The 22,814-nt window shown below is 31.7% G+C and carries 32 protein-coding genes and 1 pseudogene; 13 read left to right on the top strand and 20 right to left on the bottom strand.

Annotated elements, in window-relative coordinates:
* The first annotated feature begins 60 nt into the window (after positions 1-60).
* Both AAGU22_RS05110 and ilvA read left to right on the top strand, forming a co-directional pair.
* Positions 61-234, top strand: a complete 174-nt coding sequence (locus AAGU22_RS05110; RefSeq protein ID WP_458721146.1) for a hypothetical protein — start codon at positions 61-63, stop codon at positions 232-234.
* A gap of 496 nt (positions 235-730) precedes the next feature.
* Complete coding sequence (ilvA, locus tag AAGU22_RS05115; protein WP_458721147.1) at positions 731-1,936, top strand: threonine ammonia-lyase; 1,206 nt, start codon at positions 731-733, stop codon at positions 1,934-1,936.
* 55 nt (positions 1,937-1,991) lie between these two features.
* On the opposite strand, the gene AAGU22_RS05120 is transcribed toward ilvA, so the two are convergent.
* The 10 genes and pseudogenes from AAGU22_RS05120 to AAGU22_RS05165 all read right to left on the bottom strand — a co-directional run bounded on the left by AAGU22_RS05120 (position 1,992) and on the right by AAGU22_RS05165 (position 7,268).
* Positions 1,992-2,792 (bottom strand): SDR family NAD(P)-dependent oxidoreductase, encoded by an 801-nt coding sequence (locus AAGU22_RS05120; protein ID WP_458721148.1) that lies wholly within the window; start codon positions 2,790-2,792, stop codon positions 1,992-1,994.
* A 242-nt stretch (positions 2,793-3,034) separates the two neighbouring features.
* Positions 3,035-4,042: a magnesium transporter CorA family protein gene (locus tag AAGU22_RS05125; protein WP_458721149.1), complete on the bottom strand. Its 1,008-nt coding sequence runs from the start codon at positions 4,040-4,042 to the stop codon at positions 3,035-3,037.
* Positions 4,043-4,137: 95 nt separating this feature from the next.
* Positions 4,138-4,377 (bottom strand): hypothetical protein, encoded by a 240-nt coding sequence (locus tag AAGU22_RS05130; protein ID WP_458721150.1) that lies wholly within the window; start codon positions 4,375-4,377, stop codon positions 4,138-4,140.
* Positions 4,378-4,688: 311 nt separating this feature from the next.
* A complete protein-coding gene (locus AAGU22_RS05135; RefSeq protein ID WP_458721151.1) occupies positions 4,689-5,132 on the bottom strand; it encodes a ferritin-like domain-containing protein in 444 nt (147 codons plus the stop codon).
* 450 nt (positions 5,133-5,582) lie between these two features.
* Positions 5,583-5,687, bottom strand: a pseudogene (locus tag AAGU22_RS05140) (Rieske 2Fe-2S domain-containing protein); the annotation flags it as partial.
* A 23-nt stretch (positions 5,688-5,710) separates the two neighbouring features.
* Complete coding sequence (locus AAGU22_RS05145) at positions 5,711-5,980, bottom strand: hypothetical protein (protein WP_458721152.1); 270 nt, start codon at positions 5,978-5,980, stop codon at positions 5,711-5,713.
* A 29-nt stretch (positions 5,981-6,009) separates the two neighbouring features.
* Positions 6,010-6,282, bottom strand: coding sequence for an FAD-dependent oxidoreductase (locus tag AAGU22_RS05150; RefSeq protein ID WP_458721153.1), 273 nt, complete (start codon positions 6,280-6,282; stop codon positions 6,010-6,012).
* On the bottom strand, positions 6,272-6,847 hold the full coding sequence (locus AAGU22_RS05155; protein ID WP_458721154.1) for an FAD-dependent oxidoreductase: 576 nt from the start codon (positions 6,845-6,847) through the stop codon (positions 6,272-6,274). The genes AAGU22_RS05150 and AAGU22_RS05155 overlap by 11 nt, the downstream gene beginning before the upstream one ends.
* Positions 6,819-6,986, bottom strand: coding sequence for a hypothetical protein (locus AAGU22_RS05160; RefSeq protein WP_458721155.1), 168 nt, complete (start codon positions 6,984-6,986; stop codon positions 6,819-6,821). Before AAGU22_RS05160 ends, AAGU22_RS05155 begins: the two co-directional genes overlap by 29 nt.
* A 6-nt stretch (positions 6,987-6,992) precedes the next feature.
* Positions 6,993-7,268: an FAD-dependent oxidoreductase gene (locus tag AAGU22_RS05165; RefSeq protein WP_458721156.1), complete on the bottom strand. Its 276-nt coding sequence runs from the start codon at positions 7,266-7,268 to the stop codon at positions 6,993-6,995.
* A gap of 601 nt (positions 7,269-7,869) precedes the next feature.
* Between AAGU22_RS05165 and AAGU22_RS05170 the strand changes: the two genes are divergently transcribed.
* Positions 7,870-8,490: a hypothetical protein gene (locus AAGU22_RS05170; RefSeq protein WP_458721157.1), complete on the top strand. Its 621-nt coding sequence runs from the start codon at positions 7,870-7,872 to the stop codon at positions 8,488-8,490.
* Positions 8,491-8,928: 438 nt separating this feature from the next.
* On the opposite strand, the gene AAGU22_RS05175 is transcribed toward AAGU22_RS05170, so the two are convergent.
* The 3 genes from AAGU22_RS05175 to AAGU22_RS05185 form a co-directional block, all read right to left on the bottom strand.
* Positions 8,929-9,144, bottom strand: coding sequence for a hypothetical protein (locus AAGU22_RS05175; protein WP_458721158.1), 216 nt, complete (start codon positions 9,142-9,144; stop codon positions 8,929-8,931).
* Between the two features lie 31 nt (positions 9,145-9,175).
* Complete coding sequence (locus tag AAGU22_RS05180) at positions 9,176-9,328, bottom strand: hypothetical protein (protein WP_458721159.1); 153 nt, start codon at positions 9,326-9,328, stop codon at positions 9,176-9,178.
* A 162-nt stretch (positions 9,329-9,490) separates the two neighbouring features.
* A complete protein-coding gene (locus tag AAGU22_RS05185; RefSeq protein WP_458721160.1) occupies positions 9,491-9,616 on the bottom strand; it encodes a hypothetical protein in 126 nt (41 codons plus the stop codon).
* A gap of 298 nt (positions 9,617-9,914) precedes the next feature.
* Between AAGU22_RS05185 and AAGU22_RS05190 the strand changes: the two genes are divergently transcribed.
* Both AAGU22_RS05190 and AAGU22_RS05195 read left to right on the top strand, forming a co-directional pair.
* Entirely contained in the window at positions 9,915-10,124 is a 210-nt protein-coding gene (locus AAGU22_RS05190) for a hypothetical protein (protein WP_458721161.1), read from the top strand.
* A gap of 19 nt (positions 10,125-10,143) precedes the next feature.
* On the top strand, positions 10,144-10,440 hold the full coding sequence (locus AAGU22_RS05195; RefSeq protein WP_458718895.1) for a hypothetical protein: 297 nt from the start codon (positions 10,144-10,146) through the stop codon (positions 10,438-10,440).
* A gap of 442 nt (positions 10,441-10,882) precedes the next feature.
* On the opposite strand, the gene AAGU22_RS05200 is transcribed toward AAGU22_RS05195, so the two are convergent.
* Positions 10,883-12,373 carry an ATP-binding protein gene (locus tag AAGU22_RS05200; protein ID WP_458721162.1) on the bottom strand — a complete coding sequence of 497 codons (1,491 nt, stop codon included), beginning with the start codon at positions 12,371-12,373 and terminating at the stop codon, positions 10,883-10,885.
* Entirely contained in the window at positions 12,348-13,313 is a 966-nt protein-coding gene (locus AAGU22_RS05205; RefSeq protein WP_458721163.1) for a hypothetical protein, read from the bottom strand. The genes AAGU22_RS05200 and AAGU22_RS05205 overlap by 26 nt, the downstream gene beginning before the upstream one ends.
* A gap of 387 nt (positions 13,314-13,700) precedes the next feature.
* Here AAGU22_RS05205 and AAGU22_RS05210 point away from each other — a divergent pair, with 387 nt between their 5' ends.
* Positions 13,701-13,973 (top strand): hypothetical protein, encoded by a 273-nt coding sequence (locus AAGU22_RS05210; protein WP_458721164.1) that lies wholly within the window; start codon positions 13,701-13,703, stop codon positions 13,971-13,973.
* A 367-nt stretch (positions 13,974-14,340) separates the two neighbouring features.
* On the opposite strand, the gene AAGU22_RS05215 is transcribed toward AAGU22_RS05210, so the two are convergent.
* The 3 genes from AAGU22_RS05215 to AAGU22_RS05225 form a co-directional block, all read right to left on the bottom strand.
* Entirely contained in the window at positions 14,341-14,544 is a 204-nt protein-coding gene (locus AAGU22_RS05215) for a hypothetical protein (protein WP_458721165.1), read from the bottom strand.
* A 311-nt stretch (positions 14,545-14,855) separates the two neighbouring features.
* Positions 14,856-15,866: an LLM class flavin-dependent oxidoreductase gene (locus tag AAGU22_RS05220; RefSeq protein ID WP_458721166.1), complete on the bottom strand. Its 1,011-nt coding sequence runs from the start codon at positions 15,864-15,866 to the stop codon at positions 14,856-14,858.
* Between the two features lie 566 nt (positions 15,867-16,432).
* Entirely contained in the window at positions 16,433-16,672 is a 240-nt protein-coding gene (locus AAGU22_RS05225) for a hypothetical protein (protein WP_458721167.1), read from the bottom strand.
* Between the two features lie 894 nt (positions 16,673-17,566).
* On the opposite strand from AAGU22_RS05225, the gene AAGU22_RS05230 reads away from it, so the two are divergent.
* From AAGU22_RS05230 to AAGU22_RS05250, 5 genes are all read left to right on the top strand, one after another.
* Positions 17,567-17,734, top strand: a complete 168-nt coding sequence (locus AAGU22_RS05230; RefSeq protein ID WP_458721168.1) for a hypothetical protein — start codon at positions 17,567-17,569, stop codon at positions 17,732-17,734.
* 87 nt (positions 17,735-17,821) lie between these two features.
* On the top strand, positions 17,822-17,974 hold the full coding sequence (locus tag AAGU22_RS05235; protein WP_458721169.1) for a hypothetical protein: 153 nt from the start codon (positions 17,822-17,824) through the stop codon (positions 17,972-17,974).
* A gap of 210 nt (positions 17,975-18,184) precedes the next feature.
* On the top strand, positions 18,185-18,535 hold the full coding sequence (locus AAGU22_RS05240) for a histidine kinase dimerization/phospho-acceptor domain-containing protein (RefSeq protein ID WP_458721170.1): 351 nt from the start codon (positions 18,185-18,187) through the stop codon (positions 18,533-18,535).
* A 248-nt stretch (positions 18,536-18,783) separates the two neighbouring features.
* Positions 18,784-19,029: a hypothetical protein gene (locus AAGU22_RS05245; protein ID WP_458721171.1), complete on the top strand. Its 246-nt coding sequence runs from the start codon at positions 18,784-18,786 to the stop codon at positions 19,027-19,029.
* Positions 19,014-19,124, top strand: coding sequence for a hypothetical protein (locus tag AAGU22_RS05250; RefSeq protein ID WP_458721748.1), 111 nt, complete (start codon positions 19,014-19,016; stop codon positions 19,122-19,124). Before AAGU22_RS05245 ends, AAGU22_RS05250 begins: the two co-directional genes overlap by 16 nt.
* A 279-nt stretch (positions 19,125-19,403) precedes the next feature.
* Here AAGU22_RS05250 and AAGU22_RS05255 read toward each other — a convergent pair whose 3' ends face one another.
* Complete coding sequence (locus tag AAGU22_RS05255) at positions 19,404-20,597, bottom strand: glycosyltransferase (protein WP_458721172.1); 1,194 nt, start codon at positions 20,595-20,597, stop codon at positions 19,404-19,406.
* A 347-nt stretch (positions 20,598-20,944) separates the two neighbouring features.
* Here AAGU22_RS05255 and AAGU22_RS05260 point away from each other — a divergent pair, with 347 nt between their 5' ends.
* Both AAGU22_RS05260 and AAGU22_RS05265 read left to right on the top strand, forming a co-directional pair.
* The gene (locus tag AAGU22_RS05260; RefSeq protein WP_458721173.1) at positions 20,945-21,076 is read left to right on the top strand and encodes a hypothetical protein; all 132 of its coding nucleotides are present in this window, start codon (positions 20,945-20,947) and stop codon (positions 21,074-21,076) included.
* Between the two features lie 437 nt (positions 21,077-21,513).
* Positions 21,514-21,954 carry a hypothetical protein gene (locus AAGU22_RS05265; RefSeq protein ID WP_458719339.1) on the top strand — a complete coding sequence of 147 codons (441 nt, stop codon included), beginning with the start codon at positions 21,514-21,516 and terminating at the stop codon, positions 21,952-21,954.
* A 457-nt stretch (positions 21,955-22,411) separates the two neighbouring features.
* Here AAGU22_RS05265 and AAGU22_RS05270 read toward each other — a convergent pair whose 3' ends face one another.
* Positions 22,412-22,759: a hypothetical protein gene (locus tag AAGU22_RS05270; RefSeq protein WP_458721174.1), complete on the bottom strand. Its 348-nt coding sequence runs from the start codon at positions 22,757-22,759 to the stop codon at positions 22,412-22,414.
* Positions 22,760-22,814: the final 55 nt, after the last annotated feature.

A 22,814-nucleotide genomic window follows, 5' to 3' on the forward strand; every position in this document is an offset into this window, starting at 1 on the left:
ACCGTGTTAAATCAATTATCGAAACTAAACAGCTTATTATATTTTGTTGTATATATAAATATGAACAGTAGATTGTCAAACGAAAATAATGAAAATCTAGAGGAATCGCAAGAGAACCAAAAAAAAATTGGTTCCGCTGAGAAAGACCCACAAACAACTGGCCCATCTGAAAACCTTAGAGAAGAAGCACTCGAAGAGACCGATACAGAAAACACGGATAAGGAGCCAGCTTAATCTTTTTTTAGTTTACGTCACCACATAATTGATGCGCCTAATCTATAATTGGTAATGATATATGAAATAGTAAAGAATTGATACCAAAATAAACTAAATTCAATTGATGAGCGATTCTTATTTATATTGATAATAGTGTTTGACTATACCTTTTACTTACCTGCCTCTACTTTCTTGATTTTACATATACAGAAAATAATTATTGTACGTTGGTTTTATTCCTGAAATTAACAGTTGAGCTAGATTCTATAAATTGTAAAATGTTCATTATAAAATCTGTAGGCTTTTTTAACAAAATAACATCTGTTTTATTAATTTCTAGCTTAAAGCAAAAATTTTGGATACAGTATATTTACACTGAAGATGATATGTAAGATCGTGATATGATATCAAGTATCATCTATAAAGACCACACCAAAATAGTTAGTGTTAAGCACAACAGATTTAAATAAACCGCCGATCTTCCTTTTAAGGATAAGAAATTTTTAACTTAGACTTGTACAAGATTAAGGAGGCTCAAAACCTACTAACAAAATATGACATCAGGAGAACAGATTTGATAAAATCTGCAACTTTTTCCAAATTAAATGGTAACAACTTATATCTGAAACTTGAATGCCTTCAGAAAACTGGGTCTTTTAAAGTTAGAGGTGCGATGGTAAAAATTCATAATATGTCAGATGAATTAAAAAAGAATGGAGTGATTGCAGCGTCGGCTGGAAATCATGCTCAAGCAGTAGCTTTTGCATCAAAATTTTATAATATTTCTTGCACTATTATTATGCCCAAAAATGCATCTCCTAGTAAAATTGTTGCCACGAAGTCATACGGGGCCAAAGTGATTTTGGAAGGAAACAACTACGATGAGTCTGCTAGTTCTGTCAAGGATTATGCAGAAAAGGAAAATAAAACTATTATTCCTGCTTTTGAAGATCCAGACATAATTTCTGGACAAGGAACAATCGGCTTGGAAATTATGGAAGACTTAGAAGAAGTAGATGAGGTTTATGTCCCAATAGGAGGCGGCGGTTTGATTGCGGGAATATCGATTGCAATAAAATCAATAAATCCGAAAGTCAAAATTATTGGTGTTGAATCAACTGCTTTTCCGACTATGAAAAAATCAATTTCTACAAATAAGATAACAAAAGCAAAAGAAGGTTACACTATAGCTGATGGTATATCTATTAAATCTCCTGGTAAACTTACTTATGAAATCGTAAAAAAACATGTTGATGATATTGTATTGATAGATGATAGTGCAATTGTAAAGACGATGTTTTTATTGATGGAACGATCAAAAATCGTATCAGAACCTGCTGGTGCAGCTGCTCTCGCTTACCTTATTTCGAAGAAGAAAAGCAGTGAACAAGGTAAGAATTTGGTCTCTATCATTTCTGGTGGAAATGTAGACATGTATCTTTTGGGACAAATTGTTGCAAAAGGCTTGATGCAAACAGGTAGATTATTGAAAATATTTGTAGATCTTAATGACAAACCTGGAGCCCTGAAAAAAATTGTTGATGAAATTTCAAAAGCTAGTGTGAATATAGTGGAAGTAGAACATGATCGACTTAGTTCAAATATTCCTGCTGGTACTGCAGGGGTATACTTGAGTTTGGAGTTAGAGAGCAAGAACCAAGCCAATATATTATTAGATTTATTTAGAAAAGAAAAAATAAATTTTGAAATAGTACAATAGGACTAAAAGTCCTACATTTATTATATGTACTCGTAAAAAATATGATTTTTGGCTACTAAATTAGTACCGTTCCACCATCTATAACGATTGTATTCCCAGTTGCATAGGAGAAATTATCGTCTGCTAGGGTCGCAGCAACCTTTGCGACTTCTTTAGGTTTACCCCATCTTTTCATAGGTGATTCCAAAGCGGCCTTTATTATTATTTGTTCAGTCATTGAATCTAACGTAGCAGGTGTAGCAATATTGCCTAAAGCCAGGGTATATGCTCTTACGCCAAAGCTACTGTACTCCTTGGCGATACATTTTGTCAATGTTATGTTTCCAGATTTTGCGATGGAATATGGGAAACCTCCCACACGTCCAGAAATAGCCGGAGTAGAGGAAATATTAATTATAACACCGCCGCCGGCTTTTCTATCTCCTGTTATGTTACTATTTTGGCTTTCAATAGGTGAATTTTTTATCATTATTGGAAGGACAGCTCGACAAAGTCTTATTGACCCAAACAAGTCGACGCTAATTATCTTTTCAAGCTCGTCATTTGAGCCCTCATGTATTTTCTTGTTCCATATTGTATCGTCATATGGAAAGCCAGAATTATTTACAAGGATGTCAACCTTATGATATATGTTCAAAACGATTTTGATAAACTCTGTTACGCTTGATCCATTGGTGACGTCGACTTCGAGTGCAAGTGCTGTACCTCCTATCTTTGCGGCAGCAGTCTTGGAATGAGCCAGTTTTCGAGAACATACTATGACTATAGCGCCTCTCTCTGAAAATTCCTTTGCTATCTCAAATCCAATACCTTTACTTGAACCAGTAACTATGGCTACTTTGTCTAAAAGAGACATTTTACTAATATGATCATATTATCTTATATTTGATACCTTACCAATTACTCCAATAGCTGATACAACAAGTCTCTGATAAATGATAATAAAGTTTTGTCAAAAAAAAAAACCCTGAATATAGAAAATTATGCTAAATTAAAAAGTCTCTGCAGTGAAATCTTTAGCAATGGAATTGGCCAACCTTTGATGTGGTTACGGTCTTAAATCCAACAAACTAATATTTAAAAAAAGCATCCAAACAGCTAATCCTTTGAAGTAGGGCTAGTATTTGAATTGTTAAATATGTCCTCTTTAGTAAAAATCCATTGTTTACGCTTAAAAAAAATCAATAGCAATATCGAAATTAATGCCATTGTAATTAGGACTATTAACAACCCTTGAGGGATATCACTTAATTTTGTCAAGTCCAATCCGTTCATTCCGTATATTCCTGCTATAAGGGTTAAGGGTAGAAGTATTACGCTAAAAACGGTTAGGATCCGCATTGTATCATTAAGTTGTAACGAGATATTTGCCATGTATAGATCTCGTGTTGAATTAATAGTATCTCCATATGATTCTACCAAGTCAATCAGCTGTCCTATGTCATCATATGCAATTTGTAAATATCTAATTTCATTGTCTTGGTTCTGCGTATGAGTTAGAAAGTTTATAGCGTCTCTTGTATACCAAAAATGCCTTCTTATTACTATAGTTTGTTTTGCCACCACATCCAAATAATTGAGCATATTTTTTGAAGGCTTTTTGTATAATGATTTTTGTTCAAAATCTGTGAGTGTAAGCTCAATTGCAGTTAATATCTGTTCATATCTTGATATTATTTCGTCTATAATTGTATAATAAAGTGCATTAATATTTGAGGCAAATAATTTTGTGTTCTTCTTTTCTAGAATATCTTTAATGGTTGAAAATATTTTGACTTCAGATGAATGTATAGTAATTATCCAATTCTGGCCAACATAAATATAGATACCTTCTACTATCAATTGTTTAATAGTTTTAAACCGGATATCTAATATTATGCTAAATATGTAATTATCGAGCATTCTTATTTGAGGTTTCTTTGTTTTTTGACCAATCAGCCTCAGGCTATCTTCATCTATATCATATTCCTTCGCAATAGATTGAAGGTCTTCAGGGGATGGATCACATATATCAATCCATAATTTATCGGACTCTGAGCCTGATGATCTTACCTGTTCTTTTCTTATTCCCTTCGAATTATAGTAAATATGTTGCTTTGCTTGCAAGGATTTGGTTTCTGATGGTATAGGATAAGAACATCTGATATTAACATGTCGTATCTTGATTGCATTTCTTTTATATTCACTTTTTTTATTTTAGATTATTTATCAGGATACTTTTCTTTTAAATTATTCATAAATTGACTGTAGTCATCCTTGGACATTTCTAACTCCAATAGTTTCTCTAAAATTTTCTCTTTTCTTTCTTCACCTATTCTGTCTTGCGGAGAAGCCACAGCAAACAAAATCATCAGGCCACCTATCTGCCATGATAACTGTAAAAATTCAGATTGCCAATTCTCCATAGTTTGTCTAATGAACTCATTCCAAAACAGATTCATTGCAACTGGTTGACCATGTTCGTACTGTTCCTTATAAATTGATTATATGCAGTAATTCCGTGTAGAAGCCATGTTATTGCAAAAAACATAATAGTAACGTACAGATAACCTCGTTTCTTGAATTCTCTCATGTAAAATAAATATCAACTTTGTTAAAATACTGCTATATGAAAATTTATTTATCGGCAACAAGCCACATTGTAAAAATATTAGTTTATCGAATTGGTTTTTTTGTCTTAAACATTAAAAAATCGAATAAGAATTGAAAATATAGAAAAGGTGTTGGTGAATGTATATTTTAGTACCTGTATTTATCTTAATCCTAATGCATCCTTCAAATCTATCTCGTGATCTTGTTCTTGGGCAATAATTCCTCTCAGAATTTCTGATAAAGCATATTCACCTGCTTGTTCGGCCTGTCTGATTCTTTCTCTGTAGTTTTTTATGGTTTCCTGTTCTGCACGAAGATCAATTTCTAACATTTCTTTTGGATTCTCAGATGATTCAGCTTCTTTACCCTTTGTTATAGGGGTTCCACCCAAATAATCAATTTGTTTTGCAACCTTTAACGCATGTTGTAATTCATCAGATGCATGCTTTTCCAATTGAGCTGCAATATTTCCATATTCTGCACCTTTTAAAGTAGAACTAAATACTACATACTGAATTATTGCTTTATATTCTCTGGCAAGATCCTCATTTAGTCCATTAATAATTGACTTTTTATCTGTAGATGAAATATTTTCACTTATCACGATTCACCATATATCACAAACAATATAAACACCATATAACAAAAAATTAAGATTAATTAATCATTCTATTTTTTCCATCTTGTTCAAATTGATTTAGCTTTATATGCTCAGAAGGTTCTGTAAGACAGAATCTTTAATTTGTTAATGGCATAATTAAGCAACTTCGTCTGTATGTTGATATGTTTTAATGTTGTCAGAAAAAATTCCCTCAGGAGGGTCAAATTAAAAGTGACAAGTAGAATTTATTCTATAATTGGATTCTAATACAGTTTAACTACACCATCCTGTTTCTCCGAACTGGTATGCATTTTGTAAATATGACTAAGTATTAGGATTATAGGATATTCACAAAAGATAATCATAGGGGTAGTAAATCATTATACTCATAATCTTTAGACCTTTAATTATAAAGCCATTGGAGGTATCAATCATATGGGTTCAAATATTCCATTAAAGATCTGACACCGGAAGTTTGGTATTAGCAGGTACATTTATTACTTCACCATTATTATAGAACCGCGATCCATGACAAGGACAATCAAATGATGTTTCTAGGGGATTACATGTTAAGGTACATCCTAGATGAGTGCATTTAGCTGAATATGCATAATTTTTCCGTGTTTATCTTTAAAGATTGCAATTGGATTTTTTGGATCGTCATCAATAATAGCTCCTTCGTTAAATAAAAGAGATTCAATTTTGGATTTGTTCTGGAAATTATTAATTGAAGTGGGATTATCCTCAGATTTTTGATTTGATTTGCTATTGCTGTTGTTGGTGTCCTTTTTTGTAGATTTGTTATCTTCCTTGTTATCGATATTTCTTATTGTTCTAGAAGGATTGTACAACCAAGTCCATTTATTTTGTTTTTCCAGTATTAAATAGACAATAGAATTCCTGCTATTGTACCATAGGTCATTCCGTTACCAGAGTCTCCGGTAGCAATATAGATTTTCTTATTCTTGACTTCGTTTTTACCATTAGGATTTTCACCTATAAAAGCTAATGAATCGATAGGTTCCATAACTTGTCCAGACAATTTATACAAAACCTTCTCAATTGGGAAGCGTTGTTTTGCCCATGCTTCAAGGAAAGTGTGTCTATCTTCAATGTCGTATTCGTTACCTGTTTTATGATCTTCACCCCCCATTGATTAGCAATTTATATTCATCAGTATTATTTTTCTTTTTCTCATTGTTGGATTCATTGTTACTAGGATTGTTCGAAGAGTAAGCGTTCCGATCGTTTTCTAACTTTTGAATTCGAACATAATGATATGGTTTGATAGTGTTTGTTGAATTCAAATTACCTGTGTCCCAGTATATGCCTTTTGGTACAGAACCCTTCTTTATCATCGCTCCAATCACATATGTTCTATATGGAATTTGTTTATCGTAAATTTTACTAACTTTATCTACAATGGGAGCATTGGTTGCTATGATTATGTTTTTGGTATTGATCTGACAATCATCTGAAGTTTTTATACAATTTTCAGAAACTTCGTGTACATGAGTTTCCGTAAAGATTTCCCCATTATTAGTTAAAATTGATTTAGATAATCCTCGAAGATATTTTAACGGATGAAATTGAGCCTGATGTGGAAACTTGATGCAAGGTCCTGTATCAAAAGAAGTCAATGGAGATCTGGGAATTAATTCGGTCAGAATCCCAGACCGACGAGTAGCTTCATATTCTTTGTCTAATATCTCTATCATTTTCAGAGCCTAAGAACAGATATCCGTTTAGCCTCTCAAAATCACATTCTATTTTTCCTTCCTCAACCACCGATTCTATAAAATCAATGGCTGTAGTAGGACTTTCAGCTGCCAAGACCGCTCCCTCTTTACCAACCAATTTCTCTTAATTAAAATATCTGTCATCTAGAGCGTGAGTAAGATGAGCAGTAGTATGCCCAGTTTCACCACTACCAATATACCCATCTTCCAAAACAGCTACACTTTTACCTGCTTTTGATAGGTTATATGCAGCTGATAAACCGGCTATACCCCCTCCTATTATGGCAATATCTACGGTAATATTTGTCCTTAATTTATCAAATTTAAGGGGTTCAACGCCGGAAAACCAGGAAGATAATTCATTGACATCAGTAGATGATTCTTTAAGACTATCAACCATTTCATGCTCAAATCTGATAGCACAACAAACTTTTTATGATCCATTCTTTTCTTATCTTGGTAATCATTCAAAATACGAGATGTAAAATAAAGCAGCTATTAATGATATTTGTTTAAATAAATAGACGAGTATACAATCGGCTTCCAAAAAGTCATTTTTTCCTGCCAATATAGTTTAAGCAATCCATATACAATCGGCTGATGATAATTATCTGTTTCTATCATCTTGTACCACAACTCATCTACGTCAAAGAATTTAAGTTCCACATACGAGGACTATGCCAACTGTATAGCCATTTAATAAATTCGCCATGAAACTAAAATCTTAAAGTGTATTGGTTAAATATTCCTCATGTTTGTTACTGAACAACGAATTTGTCATATACATATGTTTATCTCGTCAAATTTGATATCGCCGCACAAGGGCTCATTTTCGAGACCCCCGATCTATAAAGAAGGATGATGGAACCTAAAAATGTGATCCTATAATTCAATTAGCTTGGATAAATATAAAGAAAAGCGGTTACTATGATGCTTTACTCCAATAATATAGCACCATGATATTTGTTGTCTTATTTATAATATGTTTAATAAATAAGATCATGAGCTTAAGTATTGATTGGATGGATGTAATAAAAAAAGAAGCAAGAGGGTTAAATGATGCTGACTTTGGGGAAGTTCAAGAAGTTTCTAATGGTCAGGTTTTAACTCAAAGGGGTATAGTAAATAGGGAACTATTTAGTATTCCACAAAGTGTTGTGGAAAGTTATGATGGAAAAGTTCTTAGATTTAAAATATCTGAGGTCGAAGCAGTCGACAAATATAAAAAACTTTTCGAGCCAAAACCGATAGAAATTGCCACAAATTCTGACCCTGAATTTGAGGGAGTACCTACTATTAATGTTTCAAAGAAAATTGATGGAGCAATAGATGAGGCAGTAGATGAGGCCGTAGATGATACAGTTAAGGATGCACTTATTCAACCCACAAAAGAAGAAACAGAAATGGAAATAGAAAAGGAAGTGGAAAAAGAAGTTGCGACATTAAATAAGGAAACTGATGTAGAAAATGAGCCTGTTGATTCTACTACAACCAGGGACCAGATTCGTCCTGATAATACATTGCAAGTTCCTACGCGTAAGAACGAAAAGTCTTCTAAACTTTTGATGGAAGATAATGAAGAAGAAACCCCTTTAAAGAAAGAAGGAGCAGGTATCGCCTGAAAAACCTTTTTATTATCATTCATTAGGACACTCGTCTATCTGATTTATATTATCATTAGATACGTGCAAATCTCAAATTAGAAATAATTGTGGTTGACTGGTCTTGTTTTACAAATTCTTTCATTTTATTCTTTGTAGTGGATAATCCATTACATTTAATATCTTTCCTAAGTCAGATACAGCTGCACCGCATTCAGACCGGGTTAGTTTCTGTTAGCTTACATAACATTTCCCTCTTTTTTATTTCCTGACTGTCCGTCGGTTCACTCTTCATGTAGATTCGTACTTTCATATGCTTATTAAATTTCTATTTATGCCTTAAAATTGATATTATACTAGATTATATAAAATTAGTATTTTATGAGAGGCATTTGTAAATGTTACAAATATCCTTGATTTATTCCGACTAATATCGATACTGGAAAAAAATGTATTTAATCATTCCATTTTGCCCTCTATAAGAGGTTTTGTAGGAACGTTCTTAAATGAGGTTTTGAGTTTGTTCAACACATCCAAATCTTTCTTTCTTTTAATGTCATTATCGAGATCGATATCAATTCCGAGATCCTGTTTAATAACGTCTTTTCCTTCTCTAGCACCAATGAGGATAACCTGTGCATTGGGAAAATCTATTAGTTGTGTATCGTTTAACATACTAACAAGTTCTCACTTTCACCTAAATCTTTTAAGACTTTATCAGATATTTTGGATTTTCTTCTGCACTGGGAAAGCCTTCTAGTAAAGGGCTCTTGGGATTTATGACAGGTATTATATAGCTTGCCTCTTTTTCTATTCCAAGTTCTTCTTGAGCATTTCCTGGCTGATCTGGAATTTCCAAAACATAGGCCATCTCTGTATGTTTTTGATGTCATACAATTACATATTTACCAGCTCCAACTGGTCTTGCAGCATCACCCTCTCTAAATTCATCTGAATATAGTTCGTTTGTAATCTCATTTACATCCTTAAATATACCTCCTACTCGAGCCCAGTACCTTTACTAGGCTCTTGCCTCACTCTTTCTAATTTCTGGAAGGGATTTTTTGCCTATTACAAATAACCTGTAAAACTTTTTTGAATTCTTGGACGTACCTCTATTGTTTGGTGAGTCGGGGGCAGTTACCATAAAGACCCGTCGAACATCATCGATGTCTTTTACATTTGACGAGTTTTTTTTTGGTCTATAAAAGAAGTAAATATCTCCTTGCTCTATAATATATGATTCGTGATTTCCTAAATTGAGATTCTCTTTAAAACTTTTTTCTTCAGTTTTTAGGCCCTGTTAACTTAACGATAAATCTTTAGCTTAAAGACGCTCTATTTCTGTTATGTTAAGTAAAAGAAATAAAACATCTTCAGAGCATATTTACTATGGTCTGTATTTGTAATTTCTAGGCTTATCGCTTAGAAATACTGCCAAGGCATTGTCCTTTTTACATATTATCAATAGAAGTCACGTTGCAATTTGGAATTGGATTCAAGGGTATAAACCTCGAAAGGTTTCAACAAGAAGAACAAAAATATCAGAATACCTCATTGATGAGACATTAATAAAAGTCGGCTCAGAATACTCCTGGTTATGGGCAGCAATCGAACCAGAAAATAGGCAAATTCTCGCACTCTTTCTTAGCTAATAAATCCAAGGAGAGGAACATGCTTATCGCAGAGAGATTTATTTCAGGTCTGATCAAGATTCACGGAAAACATGTCGTATCAACAGACGGTGGAACCTGGTACCCAATGGCTTGTAGATTCCTAAAACTAAAACACCATATCAATTCTTCGTTTGAGAAAAGTCTGATTGAAAGAACTATGCAGTACATCAAGGATCGAACTGAAGGATTTGACGATTACTTTCCATGTAGTAAAGAGAAGTGTAAACTAGATCATGTCAAAAACTGGTTGAATCTATTTGTAAAAATACACAACAAGGAGGTGCCAAACGCCTAAGTTAACACCGCCAGTTTTTATCATTTTTGTATAATTAACCTCTAGTCTATGTTTATGAAAGAATAAGAATCTCTATCTTTGAGTGAAAGGCAAAAGTATAGACTACTTGTTATGTCCTAATTACCTTAATTACATTTGTGCTCAGAATTTTTCTTTTTATTAACTTGTATAAAAGATAGATTCGCTCTATCAAATAGGGCTTAAAGTTAAATCGTCGTGGTTAATATTATCTTATATTTTATATAAAGTATAAACTTATCATGCAATTTCTCGAAATTTTTATTGGATGATATTCGATCTAGGAACGATATAAATCGTAGTCCTACTTTACATTATGAAAAAAATTAATTTGTATGAATAATTTCATATTTTCTGCAGGCTATATATTAGTATTATAAGAGAATAATATAGAAGATATTGGGTCAATATAGTGTTTATATTTTCATTTAGGTAAACTGAACACAAAAGTAGAGCCAATTCCGTCATCATTATTAAACGCCCATATTCTACCTCCCATGGCCTCAACTAGTTTTTTACTAATGTACAGTCCTAAACCGGTTCCATAGTTAGAATCTGTAAAAAACTTTTGAAATAGTCTAGGTAACATGATGGAAGAAATGCCTTTACCAGAATCAGATACGGAAATATATACTTCTCTCTTATCTTCTTTTTTTACAGAGGTAGATATTAAATTCTCAGAAGAATTGTTAGTTCTCGTGTTTTCTCCTTTCTTAATTATTTCAGAGATATTTTCTTGAACCTTGATATCTATAGAGCCACCCGTGGCAGAAAACTTGATAGCGTTTTCTAGAATGTTAATCAATATCTGAACTAATCTAGATTTATCAGCATAGATATAACAAGTATCAACCAAGGTTTCATTAGCAAAACTTATTTTGATGTTTTTGACTTTTAATTTTTGATTCAATTGGTTCTTAACAATATCTTTTATTTCACTAATGAGATCAAATTCTTTCTTATGCAGTATTATCATGTTTTTCTGACTAGAATCTATCCGTGCAACATCTAATAGATTGTTTATCAAATTATCCAACCTCTCTGCGTTTCTAGAAATGCTTAAGTGATGATTGTGAAGATTATCAAGAATTTGTTTAAATTCAACTTGTTTAGTCACATTTTCATCATTTAACAAAATCTTAAATATTTCATCATTTATTTCAGAATATCCAGTAATAGCTTGTGTAGGAGTTCGAAGTTCATGTGCGGCGACATTAATAAATTCTCGCTCTGTTTCTTCACTTTCAATTAGTTTTTCATTTGCTGTCCTTAAATTATTTGCCATCTCTGTTTGTTCCCAAAGGCTTTCAAAGATAGAGATGTAAGAGTATACTGTGGGTTGGCTTGTAGAATATGTAGATACAGCGGTGGCCTGTTCAAAGGCGTCTTTTGAATCGTCCCTAGGTTCTATAGCTAGAAAATATTTCCTATCTACTAGTAATATGGTTCGTTTAAAGTCTTTCTGTTTTGCGATTTCTCTGACAATATAAGGTGAATCTCGATTATTGAAATCATCCGACAGATACATCAAGACCTTTTTAACCTCACTATCGAGTGGTGACAGGACTTTAACCTTAACGTCCTTCTGGCTTTTTTGTTTAATTATGTCTATTACACCTATGTTGTTTTTTCTCTTTACTGCATTAATGGACGGAAAGATCATCAATATTTCCTGTTTTGCATTTTCTATGATATTTAGCAATAGCATTTTAGTCTGAGAAGGATTATCAATTAATTTTGTAGTTTCTGAGCCAATCCCTTTCTCTATTTGATCGATTCGTTCATGTGCATCTATTGAATTCTTCCACAGTTCCTCAAAGATTCTCTGGAAATGTTCGATATAGAGAGGCTCAGCGGTATGAAGAAGTTTTTCAAACATCTTTTTGTTATCACCGTTTTCTACAGGTACTAGCAAACTGATTTTCCGATAATAGAAAGTTTAACGGGGGTAGATTGTTAGTATGTCTTATTTTAATACCCATATCTAGAAATTTTTTTATAAAATCAAGGTCTTCTTTCTTGTCTTCCAAGTGTGTTATCCATCTAATTCCTGTCTTCACTTTTCCTTCTTTATGTTTGGAAAGTAGTTTAGAGTATGCATGAAAAAGTTTTTCATTTTGTTCTAATACTTTAAAGTAACCTTGCGAAGTACAACTTGAAAGACCGGCCTTAACATTATGAACTAAATCTATAACATAATTCAGGATATTGGCGGTATTTTCTATAGAATAAGGTTCGGGAAGTGAGAGATAATCCTCAAATTGTTGCATTTTTTGCCCTCCAGGCATTGCATTTTTCCAAAGAGTATTATATATGTAGAGATTCTGTTCGACAACATCTTTACTATTACTACGTATTAATTCAATAATTGGTTTTTTTTCTTCCAACTTATTAATTGCAATATATAGTTCACTAGATACGGCAAAATTGCCTCTTATCTCTTTTAAATGTCGAATTTCAGCATCAAAGTCTTTCATAAATTGTTTACAGTATTCCAAATTGTCGACTGTTATTTCTGTTAACAATTTTATATTTACATTGCTGTTTTTTAAAACTGTGAATAATTCTCGGTATGATGGTATTTCCAAGATAACAGAAAGTAAATTTTTTGTCCCATAAAGTAAGAGTCCGCTTTTGCAGTTTGTTGTAATATGATCAAGGACTCTTTTTACCTTTTCCTCACCCTGTATTATTTGGAATTCATGAATATTCATTCGTTCTTCTTGATCTTGACTCAATTTATCATTAAAGTGTGTAAAAGACCGATAGGAATCAAACATGTTTGTTGATTCTGGACTTTTAGCCGAATCATTCAATTGCTCAACCGTATCTCTCTTATCATCAGTATTTAACAAAGTTTTATGGCGCCATGTTATTAATGTCAACAAGAGTTAAAAATCATGGACAATTAGAGAATTACGAATTCGATTTGTTTTTCGATTTGTACGTATAATACGTACTTGCTAGAATTAATTCAATTTTATTTTACAATCATATAGAGGGATAATTGCCTTGAAAGGTAAGTTTCTCAAAAGTATGTCTAACATTGTTCCATTTTTAATATCGTAGACTTTTGAGCCGTAACTATAAGAATATGTTATCATCAATTTTAACCTCTCAAATGAAGAGTATAAATATTAGAATAAGTTCGTATGTTTGCTAAGTCTCGCGATTCTAACTGTTGAGTATTCTAGTGATTTACTCTATCGTAATTAAAATACTTTGTTATACATATTTTATCCATGGTTAAAAATCAAGAGTATAAATCTCACCCAAAAATCAAATTCACCAATTCTCCAATTCTCAAAGTAAGTTTGATTCTATTTTTTGTATCCGTAACATTAAATGTTATCGACTTTTCATATCAGAATCCTGTTGAAGGTCAAACTACGATGTATAAATGTACTCCGGATATGGGTATAAATGTGTCAATGGTAAATTGTCTTACTAATACTACTTCAGATACTTATAATCATTCAATAGTATCTGAAATGAGGCAAAATACAACGAAGTAGATTTTCCTTTTCCTTGAAAAGTTGTGTGAATTTGTATTGACTTTTATTACCTTCATGTGGTAATTTAATCTTCATGAGATTAGAAATCAAACACTTTTAAATATTCCAAATCATCTTATGACGCGAATTACTGTAATTGCAATACATTGAATTATAGAATAGCCAATAGGAATATCCAATATGACCTATCATGCTTCCATTAACTATTTTGAAATGAAACAATATTTATTTTTTTAAATAACTAATGCAAACTAATTAAATTATCTTATTGTAATAATTAAAGTATACTGGCAAATTGAGAATATCTTCCTAAACCAACTAATTCAAAGGTTAATAATTTTATTATTAAATTTTTGAAATATTTTTTTTAGCTAAATGGCGAGTTGTCCATTCCGATAGTTGCATTTCTTACATCATTTACCGACATTGACATATTCTTCATTCCCTTCGGAGCATTGGGCATTTCCTTTGATATATTTTCTTGTGCTATTGCAAATGTCATCGCTATGTTAGTTGATGCGATTATACCTATCCCAATACATAAAAGCATAATAAAGTTAATCCTGTTCACTGATATCTATTGTACTGTAAACTTTAAATAGATATTAGAACACGCAGAGGATAAGGGAAATAACCTCATATATTCGAGAATATAATAAGGTAATGGTAAAAGACTATTAAAAAATGCCTTTTGTAAACTTAAAGATGATAAGGCTAAATATTATAATAATTAACAAGCTCGCTGATTTTTATTTTTCCATTATATGCAAATTGAAAGTCAAATAATCCTTTTAGTAAATTTCATGTATTATTGATTCTAGGTTCATATTATAGAATCTTGATTAAAGGATACATTTAAAATAATAAAATTAGATGAAATGCTTACTGAAAGTTTATAATATTAGATATTTTTGGTAACATATCTACAAATTTCTTTCTGTCAGGACTAGAATTAGTAAATACAATTTCAGTAAATCCAATGTCTACATATTTTTGTAGTTTCTTGATTCCTTCTTCCTCATCAGATATAACAAATAATTTTTTTTCCAGAGAATCATCATCAATCACCTGACCATTTTCTTCAATCTTTCTTGGATCATGTACATCAACCTCAAAGAACGCTTTAATCATAGATCCTCTCCAAAATCTAATCGATTCTAATGCCTTTTGTTTATTTTCATCATATGAAGCAGGAATAAATAATATCTTTTCTAGTTTCTCATAGGCTTTTCCTGATTTAAAACATCCTTTTTTTACCGCCGGTAATAGGGAATCTTTTATCTTGTTTATGTCTAATTCGTTAGTGACAAATCCATTTCCTTCTTCACCGGCTAATTGAGCTGATTGTATACCTAGACCAGCAATATATATTGGAATTGGATAATTGGGTTTAGTATATAATTTAGAATCTTTAACCGAATAAAATTCTCCACTAAAATTAACCCAATCTTCTGACCATAATTTTTTTATTAGTTTAATGGATTCTTTTAAACGCTTTAGTTTTTCTTTATTTGTTGGCCAAATATTTCCAGAAGGCACTTCGTTTAATGCTTCTCCTCTTCCTATTCCTAAAAACACTCTTTTTGGAAACATATAAGCCAATGTTGCAAATACTTGTGCAACAATTGCAGGATGGTATCTTAGGATAGGAGCTGTTACTCCGGTTCCGATTACCAATTTTGTAGTTTTTGCTAATGCAGCTCCCATCCAGGGCCATGCAGCCCCTCCTGAAGCTCCTGTATCCCACCAAGGCATATAATGATCACTAGTCCAACAACGTTTTATCCCCTTTTTATCTAGATATATCACATCATCTAACAAGTCAATAGGATTAATTTGCTCATGCGAAGCTTGAATGCTTAATTTTGTTCTAATTTCTGATGATTTTGACACAGATTTTTTAGTATATTATGTTTTATTAGGATAAACAATTGATCTTGATTCGAATTCCTTATCTACACACTGATAAGTTTTTCATTTCGTATCTTATGTGCCGGCAAGTCATTGATCTTTTAATTAATCAATTTTTCAGTGTAGTGAATCGGATCGTTCATTGTATTTAACAACTAAAATGGAACATTTTGAACTTATTTAATTTTATTACACTTGTAGTAAAACCATATAAGATTATAACCCATCTAAAGCGTACAAATATAAACAAAGATATGAAAAGGTTGAATTGAATTGGACAGAAAAAAAATGATTCATGAAATTTTATATTTTGTCAGTCCTCATCGATTGAAATAAAGTTCATAGTAATAGTAAGGTTCCAATAGTTTTTCCAAAATAAATTTTAAAATTCTAGATCTCTAATATTTACCGGTAAGTTAAAGTGTCATCGAATTCAACAATAATAAAATTATATAGTACGGTTCTCTGTTAGGACAGATCACAAGATATTTCTATATGTTTGATAATTTTAATTATTGAAAGAAAATAAATAATAATTTATGTAAATCCTAATCTTTTATTTTATAGATGTTCTCAGCGTCTTCCTTTGTTACCCTAAACCATAAATTATGTCCATCATATCTTTCAACTAGGTTTTTAGGAATTGAATACACTTCTTTGTCCACTACACCAGCTTTTGTAATAACATTATCTAGTCGGATTTCCTGTACTTCTCCAAGATCAGTGTCATTGATACCTCGGGCCTCTTTCTTAATGACATCGTTCCAGTCAATATTGGTGTTACTCATGATTGACATTATTTAATATCATTTAAATAGATACACCATAATCTTTAATTGAGATAATATCCAAAAACAGTTTAATATACAAACCTAATATTCATATTTCAATTCTAAAGTTTCGGATAGATTACAATGATAAAAGTGCAAATATAGCGTATAAGATTACTGGTTTTATATCAAGCCCAAATAATAACGAGTGACCATGGTCTCTATTGGAATTTAAAAATATTAAATCACAATCATGAGAGAATATTGTTGACATATTGGTCCAGCGATTATGAAACAAATACAAAAGAAATATCTGAACAAACAGACTAGATAAATATTCAATTCTTCATTTTACAGTTATTTGTGTGTCGTACGGATATATGCAAGACTACGATTATACATTTTCCTTCTAAACTCAAAGTTGATTGAGTAAAAGGATGATTATTCAATGAAAAAAGAATGGATTGTGAGTTTTCCTAGCATATTATTATAATACGATTGTTATAAGTTAGTACGTGCCAATGTATTAATCCTGCATATCATGCTAGTGATTTGAGAATGCATTAATAATTAATAAAAGCAAAAATAGGGATGCATTTGATTACTCTGAAATCAAAGATTTAGATAATTCAAGTATTGAAGAAAAAATTACATTCACTAAAGTATTTCATGGTTCAGAAGTAGCAAATAACCAAATTATAGAGTTTTTCAACAGATCTAATTAGAAGATTTATTCTTGTGTAAGTGCTGATGCACCTTAAGTAATTATAGAAACAGAAGCAATTAAGAATGCAAGAATTGCTGCATTCAAAAACAGAGGCGTGAAACTCAGATATGTGACTGAGATAAACGCAGACAATTTAAAATATTGTAGAGCTGATAGCCTTCTCTGAAATTAGACATTTAGAAGGAATGAAAGGAAACTTTGAAATATCTGATGAAAAAGAATACGTGGGGGTTGCAACTCTTAAGAAAGCCCAACCCATATCTCAGCTTATATTTAGCAATGTGCCTGAAATAGTAGAACAACAGCAATTTGTTTTTGATAGTTTCTGGGAAAAGAGCATACCCGCAGAATAAAGGATAAATGAATTAGAGGAAGGAATAACCTCTTCTATTACCATTATTTAAAATGACTACAATGAAGCAGAGAAAAAAGAATTTGAAATGATTAGAAAAGCCGTTAAAGAAATACAAATAATTTATTCTACTACGAGTGCATTTCATCTTCAGGCGAAAAGGGGAGTTCTTGAACTTTTAAAAGAAAAGGCTGAAATAGGAAAAAAAATTCATATAAGTATTCTCGTACCATTGGATTAGTCGAATAGAGAATCAATATCTCATCGCCTCTTAACCCAGACTATTGACAACAATATTGAAATTCAAGACATTGCATCAAGCATCGAAATTAAAATAAAATCGCGGCTAGTAGACAGAAAAGAAGCAATAGTTATTGAGTTAAAGCATTTACAGAAAGATGATGCTACTGCTTCAATAGGCTTCTCAATCTATTCTGACAGTATACCAACAGTGTTATCCTATTCCTCTATATTTGAAGTGATATATAATCAAAGTGTACTTTCTGAAGAACTAAAACAACAAGGCGATATTAAAGATGAATTCATCAACACTGCAGCACATGAATTGCGAACTCCTACACAAGCTATTACAGGATATTCTGAAATAAATGATGAATTGTTTGATAATTACTGGAGTAATAGAAAAAATTTGACAGTTGAAGAAATAGCAAGAATCATGGTGAAACTTCATGAGCATCATGAAAATATTTCCAGAAATGCATTAAGATTAAATACTTTAACAAATAATCTTTTGGACGTTGCAAGATTTGAGTCAAATAATGGTGGTGATATTTTATTATAAAAAGAGAAAATAGATTTAGTTAAAGAGATTAAAAATGTTGTTGAGTTTGAATTTGGCCAAAAAATAAGAGATAAAGCCATCAAAATAAATTTTATAAACGACAGTCTAAATGAGAATTGTTGGGCTCATGTGGATAAAATGAGGCTAAATCAAATCCTAATTAATTTGGTAGATAATGCTATCAAGTTTTCTAAAAAGATGATGACATTAATTTAATTATCAAAGATATCGACAGTTTTGGTTTTAACATGAATATGAAAGAATTAGATCATACAAACTCTACTACTGGTAGTACTCATAATAGTAACACTCCAGACAACTTGATCCAAGAAAGAATTAAAAATGAAGAAAGGAAAAGAAAGGACATGGTATATGTTGGCATATCTGATACTGGTAAAGGAATATCTTCAAAGATAATGCCAAAATTATTTCAAAAGTTTACCACAGACATGATTTTGGAACCGGTCTTGGACTGTATATTACCCAAAAACTAGTTGAGGCTATGGGAGGGAGAATATGGGCGTTTAATAATAATGACGGAATTGGCTCTACTTTTGTATTTAGTTTACCTGTGACAGATACAAAATAATTCTACGGAATAACAATATCCTTAATAAAATGATCAAAATCATCATCCTATATATTTTGTGCTAATTTTTATACCTTTAATTTAATACTTTATGGAATTCTAATTCAAAATTGATTCCGCAAATGATTATTTTAGAAGCAAATTACCAATATCGAAGGCACTCAAAAGTTCTGTCTTATTGTCTTATTCCTTTTATGGTGTCAATAGACTTTAAAAATTTCAAACTTTTGTCCTTTGCAAGTAATATAACCCATATTAGTTCCCAAATGTATCGGTATTCTAACTTGCTAATCTTCTTTGAGTGATTTCCATCGATACCTTTTGTTTTTCTAATATGTTTTCATAAACTAAACAATGTTGTCTTGCTATGGTATTCCAATCGATATTGTGTCTAAATTCTTTGACATTTAGTGCAAACCTTTCATAGTTTTTTTCCAGTTCAACAAATGCTTTTTCAAAAGAACGAGGTTTTCTATATGATATTATACCTAAGTTCAATTCTGAAAACTCCTTGAAAAAACCCAGGTTTGAAGAGATAAAAGGCTTTCCGTGACCTAGCCCATCAAACATGATGCCAGATCCAGAAGAGACTTTGTAAGGCAGAAATACAGCGTCGCAAGAAAAAAATAATAGTGACAGTTCTTCCTCTGTAAGATATTGCTTGCCTAGGTTAATGATTTGATTATTAATTTTGCTATTCCTTAGGTCTAAACTGGCATTTTCTGTATTGTAAAAATTTTTAGAATAATTAACAACTATTTTCCAATTCTTTGGCATCCTCATATTTTTTATAATATCCCATCCCTTTGTGGATGTAAAGAAGCCTTGCGCTAATGCTAGTCTCCCCTGTGGAGGTAATCCTAGTTTTTCCCTTGCATCTTTCTGCGTAATACCAATAGTAGTTGGCCAGGGGTCTGAGCCGTGATATATAAGATTGGTTCCGGGTATCAAAGTCTTCATATAATTAGAAAGTACTATTCCATATGCACTTTTTGACATTATTTGTTTATTTATTCGATGCAATGATGGATAATTAATAAGTTGTTTCCAAATTTTGTAAAAAACATGCAGTCTTAGTATATCATTACTATTGCCTTGTTTTGTATTTAGTAATTGCATCCACTGTTTGAAATACATTGATGTATGAAACGTAGTAATAATTGGGATAGTACATTTATCATAAAATTTATCCAACCCTGTTCTGGTTTTAGGAGGATACAAAGGATTTAGATAAAAGCCATATAGTCCATGCTCATGTTGAATATGTACTATATCTGGATTGTACTCTTGTATTATATTTAGGAGTAACTCGGAATTTTTCTTATTATGTGGAGATAATCCATGGTAGTCTCCAGAACCATGAGAATCAGACACGACTTTAACATCTAAATTATTTGAACGTAAAGATCTTACCAAATTATATGCATAGCGTCCAACACCACCATGCATGGGAGGGTACTGGGTACTAACCATTAAAATTTTTAAATTTGGGTGCAATATTTAATGCATTTATTAATGTGTATAATAGTTAAAATACATCTAACATATACTTTTTCTTATGATTATTAATTAGTCCTATACGATGTTTATTATTGTTCCTGAACATGGTATGTGATTATTTACCAAAAAAAATCATTACGAAAATTTTAATTAATTATTTCTCATAGATCTTAAAAACTAAAGTTCTCGAAATAGATAAGATCTTCTATTATCTATATTATGCTGTCTATTATTGACCTAAATGACTTTAATTGATCATTAAACATTGTTAAACAATAACTGTTATGTAAAACTATAGTGACAATTAAAAAAATAAAGCAGTGAGAAATTCTAAACAAGCTGCTGATGAGGTTGAAGACACACTGGAAGAAACAGGAGATAAAATTAAAACAGGTGCAAAAGCTGTCGGAAATAAAATAAAAGATCCCGATAGAGATTTAGATACTAAATAAGATTAAGAAAAGTTAAAGGAAAATCTCAATTAATTACAAGTTTTCTATTTATTATTCAAATTCATTTATTTACTAGTCACTGGGCCAATTTTCCTATATCTTATATGTTAAAAATACCGGGAAGAAGTTAAGAATATCCTAGTTAGCAGAGTAAATAATGAAGGTCAATATGTCTCCGATTCAAGATAACTATATTCAACATGAGAAATATTTGGTTCCTTCGTAAATGTATTACTTGAGTATGATGAAGTAATAAAATTATTGTTGCATGAGTTGGGATGAGCAACCCAGAGAATGGTTCTCATAACCTTTGCATCCCAACTGGTCACAATACGATGTCTTATCTGTGGGGAATTAGGTTTTGGCCTATTTTGGGTAGGCATAGCGACTTTTTCCTTTATATCAACTATTTATAGTTTGAATAATAGATCTTTACAATGTCTAAAATAAATATTTCGTTATTTGGAATTGTGATTGCAACTATATTTTCAATGACTCTTAGTTTACAATCAGCCAATGCCGAACCCATGACTATGGATATTAATAAAGCTAAAGATCCTGGTCCTGGATTTGGTACAGAAAAGATAGGGACACTCTCAATCGATACCCAAAATAAAACATTAGATATTTCAGTAAATATGACAGCAACGCCTAAACAGGATAAAGTCTTTGAAGCATGGCTGGTTGACGCAGACGGATCTAACTACAAGTTAAGCCTAGGTTCACTTGATGGAAATAGCTTGAAAGTCTCAGATAACATGGTAAATCCATATACCTATACACAATTTATTATAACTGAAGAACCAGTTGATGATGTCGACCCTAATGCAGCAGGTACGTATGGAGGAGCTGAATTACAGGCACCATTCGGACAATAATACCTTTTTTTCTTTTAGACCTAGTTAATCATGATCAAACATGACCATTACGTACTAAATTTTGATAGGGCATGTCGACTGTTCGTATATGAAACACCTACAAATATTGCCTAAGTGTTAATGGCACCAATAAATCATGTAATATGCACAAAGCATTGCCGAACAAATAGAAGCCAAGCGTTTGAATATTAGAATTACCGCCCTTGGGAAAATAGATATAATCGATCCTTTGATAACTATTGCTACCTGCTTACTAAAATTAATAGTAATAACTTCGGTCAATCGGTCATCAATAGTTAATAAATCCATTTCATATCAGATTTAATAAACCAGTAATTGGTTGTTTAATGATCGTTCCCAAGAAAATATTGTTGATTAGGATGTCCAAACTTCTTATTAGATGATATTCTCCCTACAAAATAAACAAATGCATACATCTTCGTAATATACTGCATGATTAGTTGCTGAAAGTCTCATTATTTGTTGCTATTTTATCGGCACCGGGTATCTCCGACCATACTGCGGGATCTATTATATTAATAATATTTAGTATTCCTATGAACATCATAAATACGATTATGGATATGAAACCTATTTTAGAAAATAATATTCCCATTTTGTCATTGTCATTTAGATAATTGAAGCAAGCAACTGAAAACATAATTACAATAACAACTGCAATAGTTACAAACAATGAACGATTGGGAAATTCGGCTGGTGAAAATGAAGATATTGTAAGTAATATTAGGAATCCACCAATGATAGTGGCATCGATCATTAGTAGATCTTTGGGATTCATCTTCATAAGGACATGGCCCCAGACTTATATCTTTATAAATTCCATTCTGACATTTGAACTT

This window comes from Candidatus Nitrosocosmicus sp. R (genome assembly GCF_054408505.1).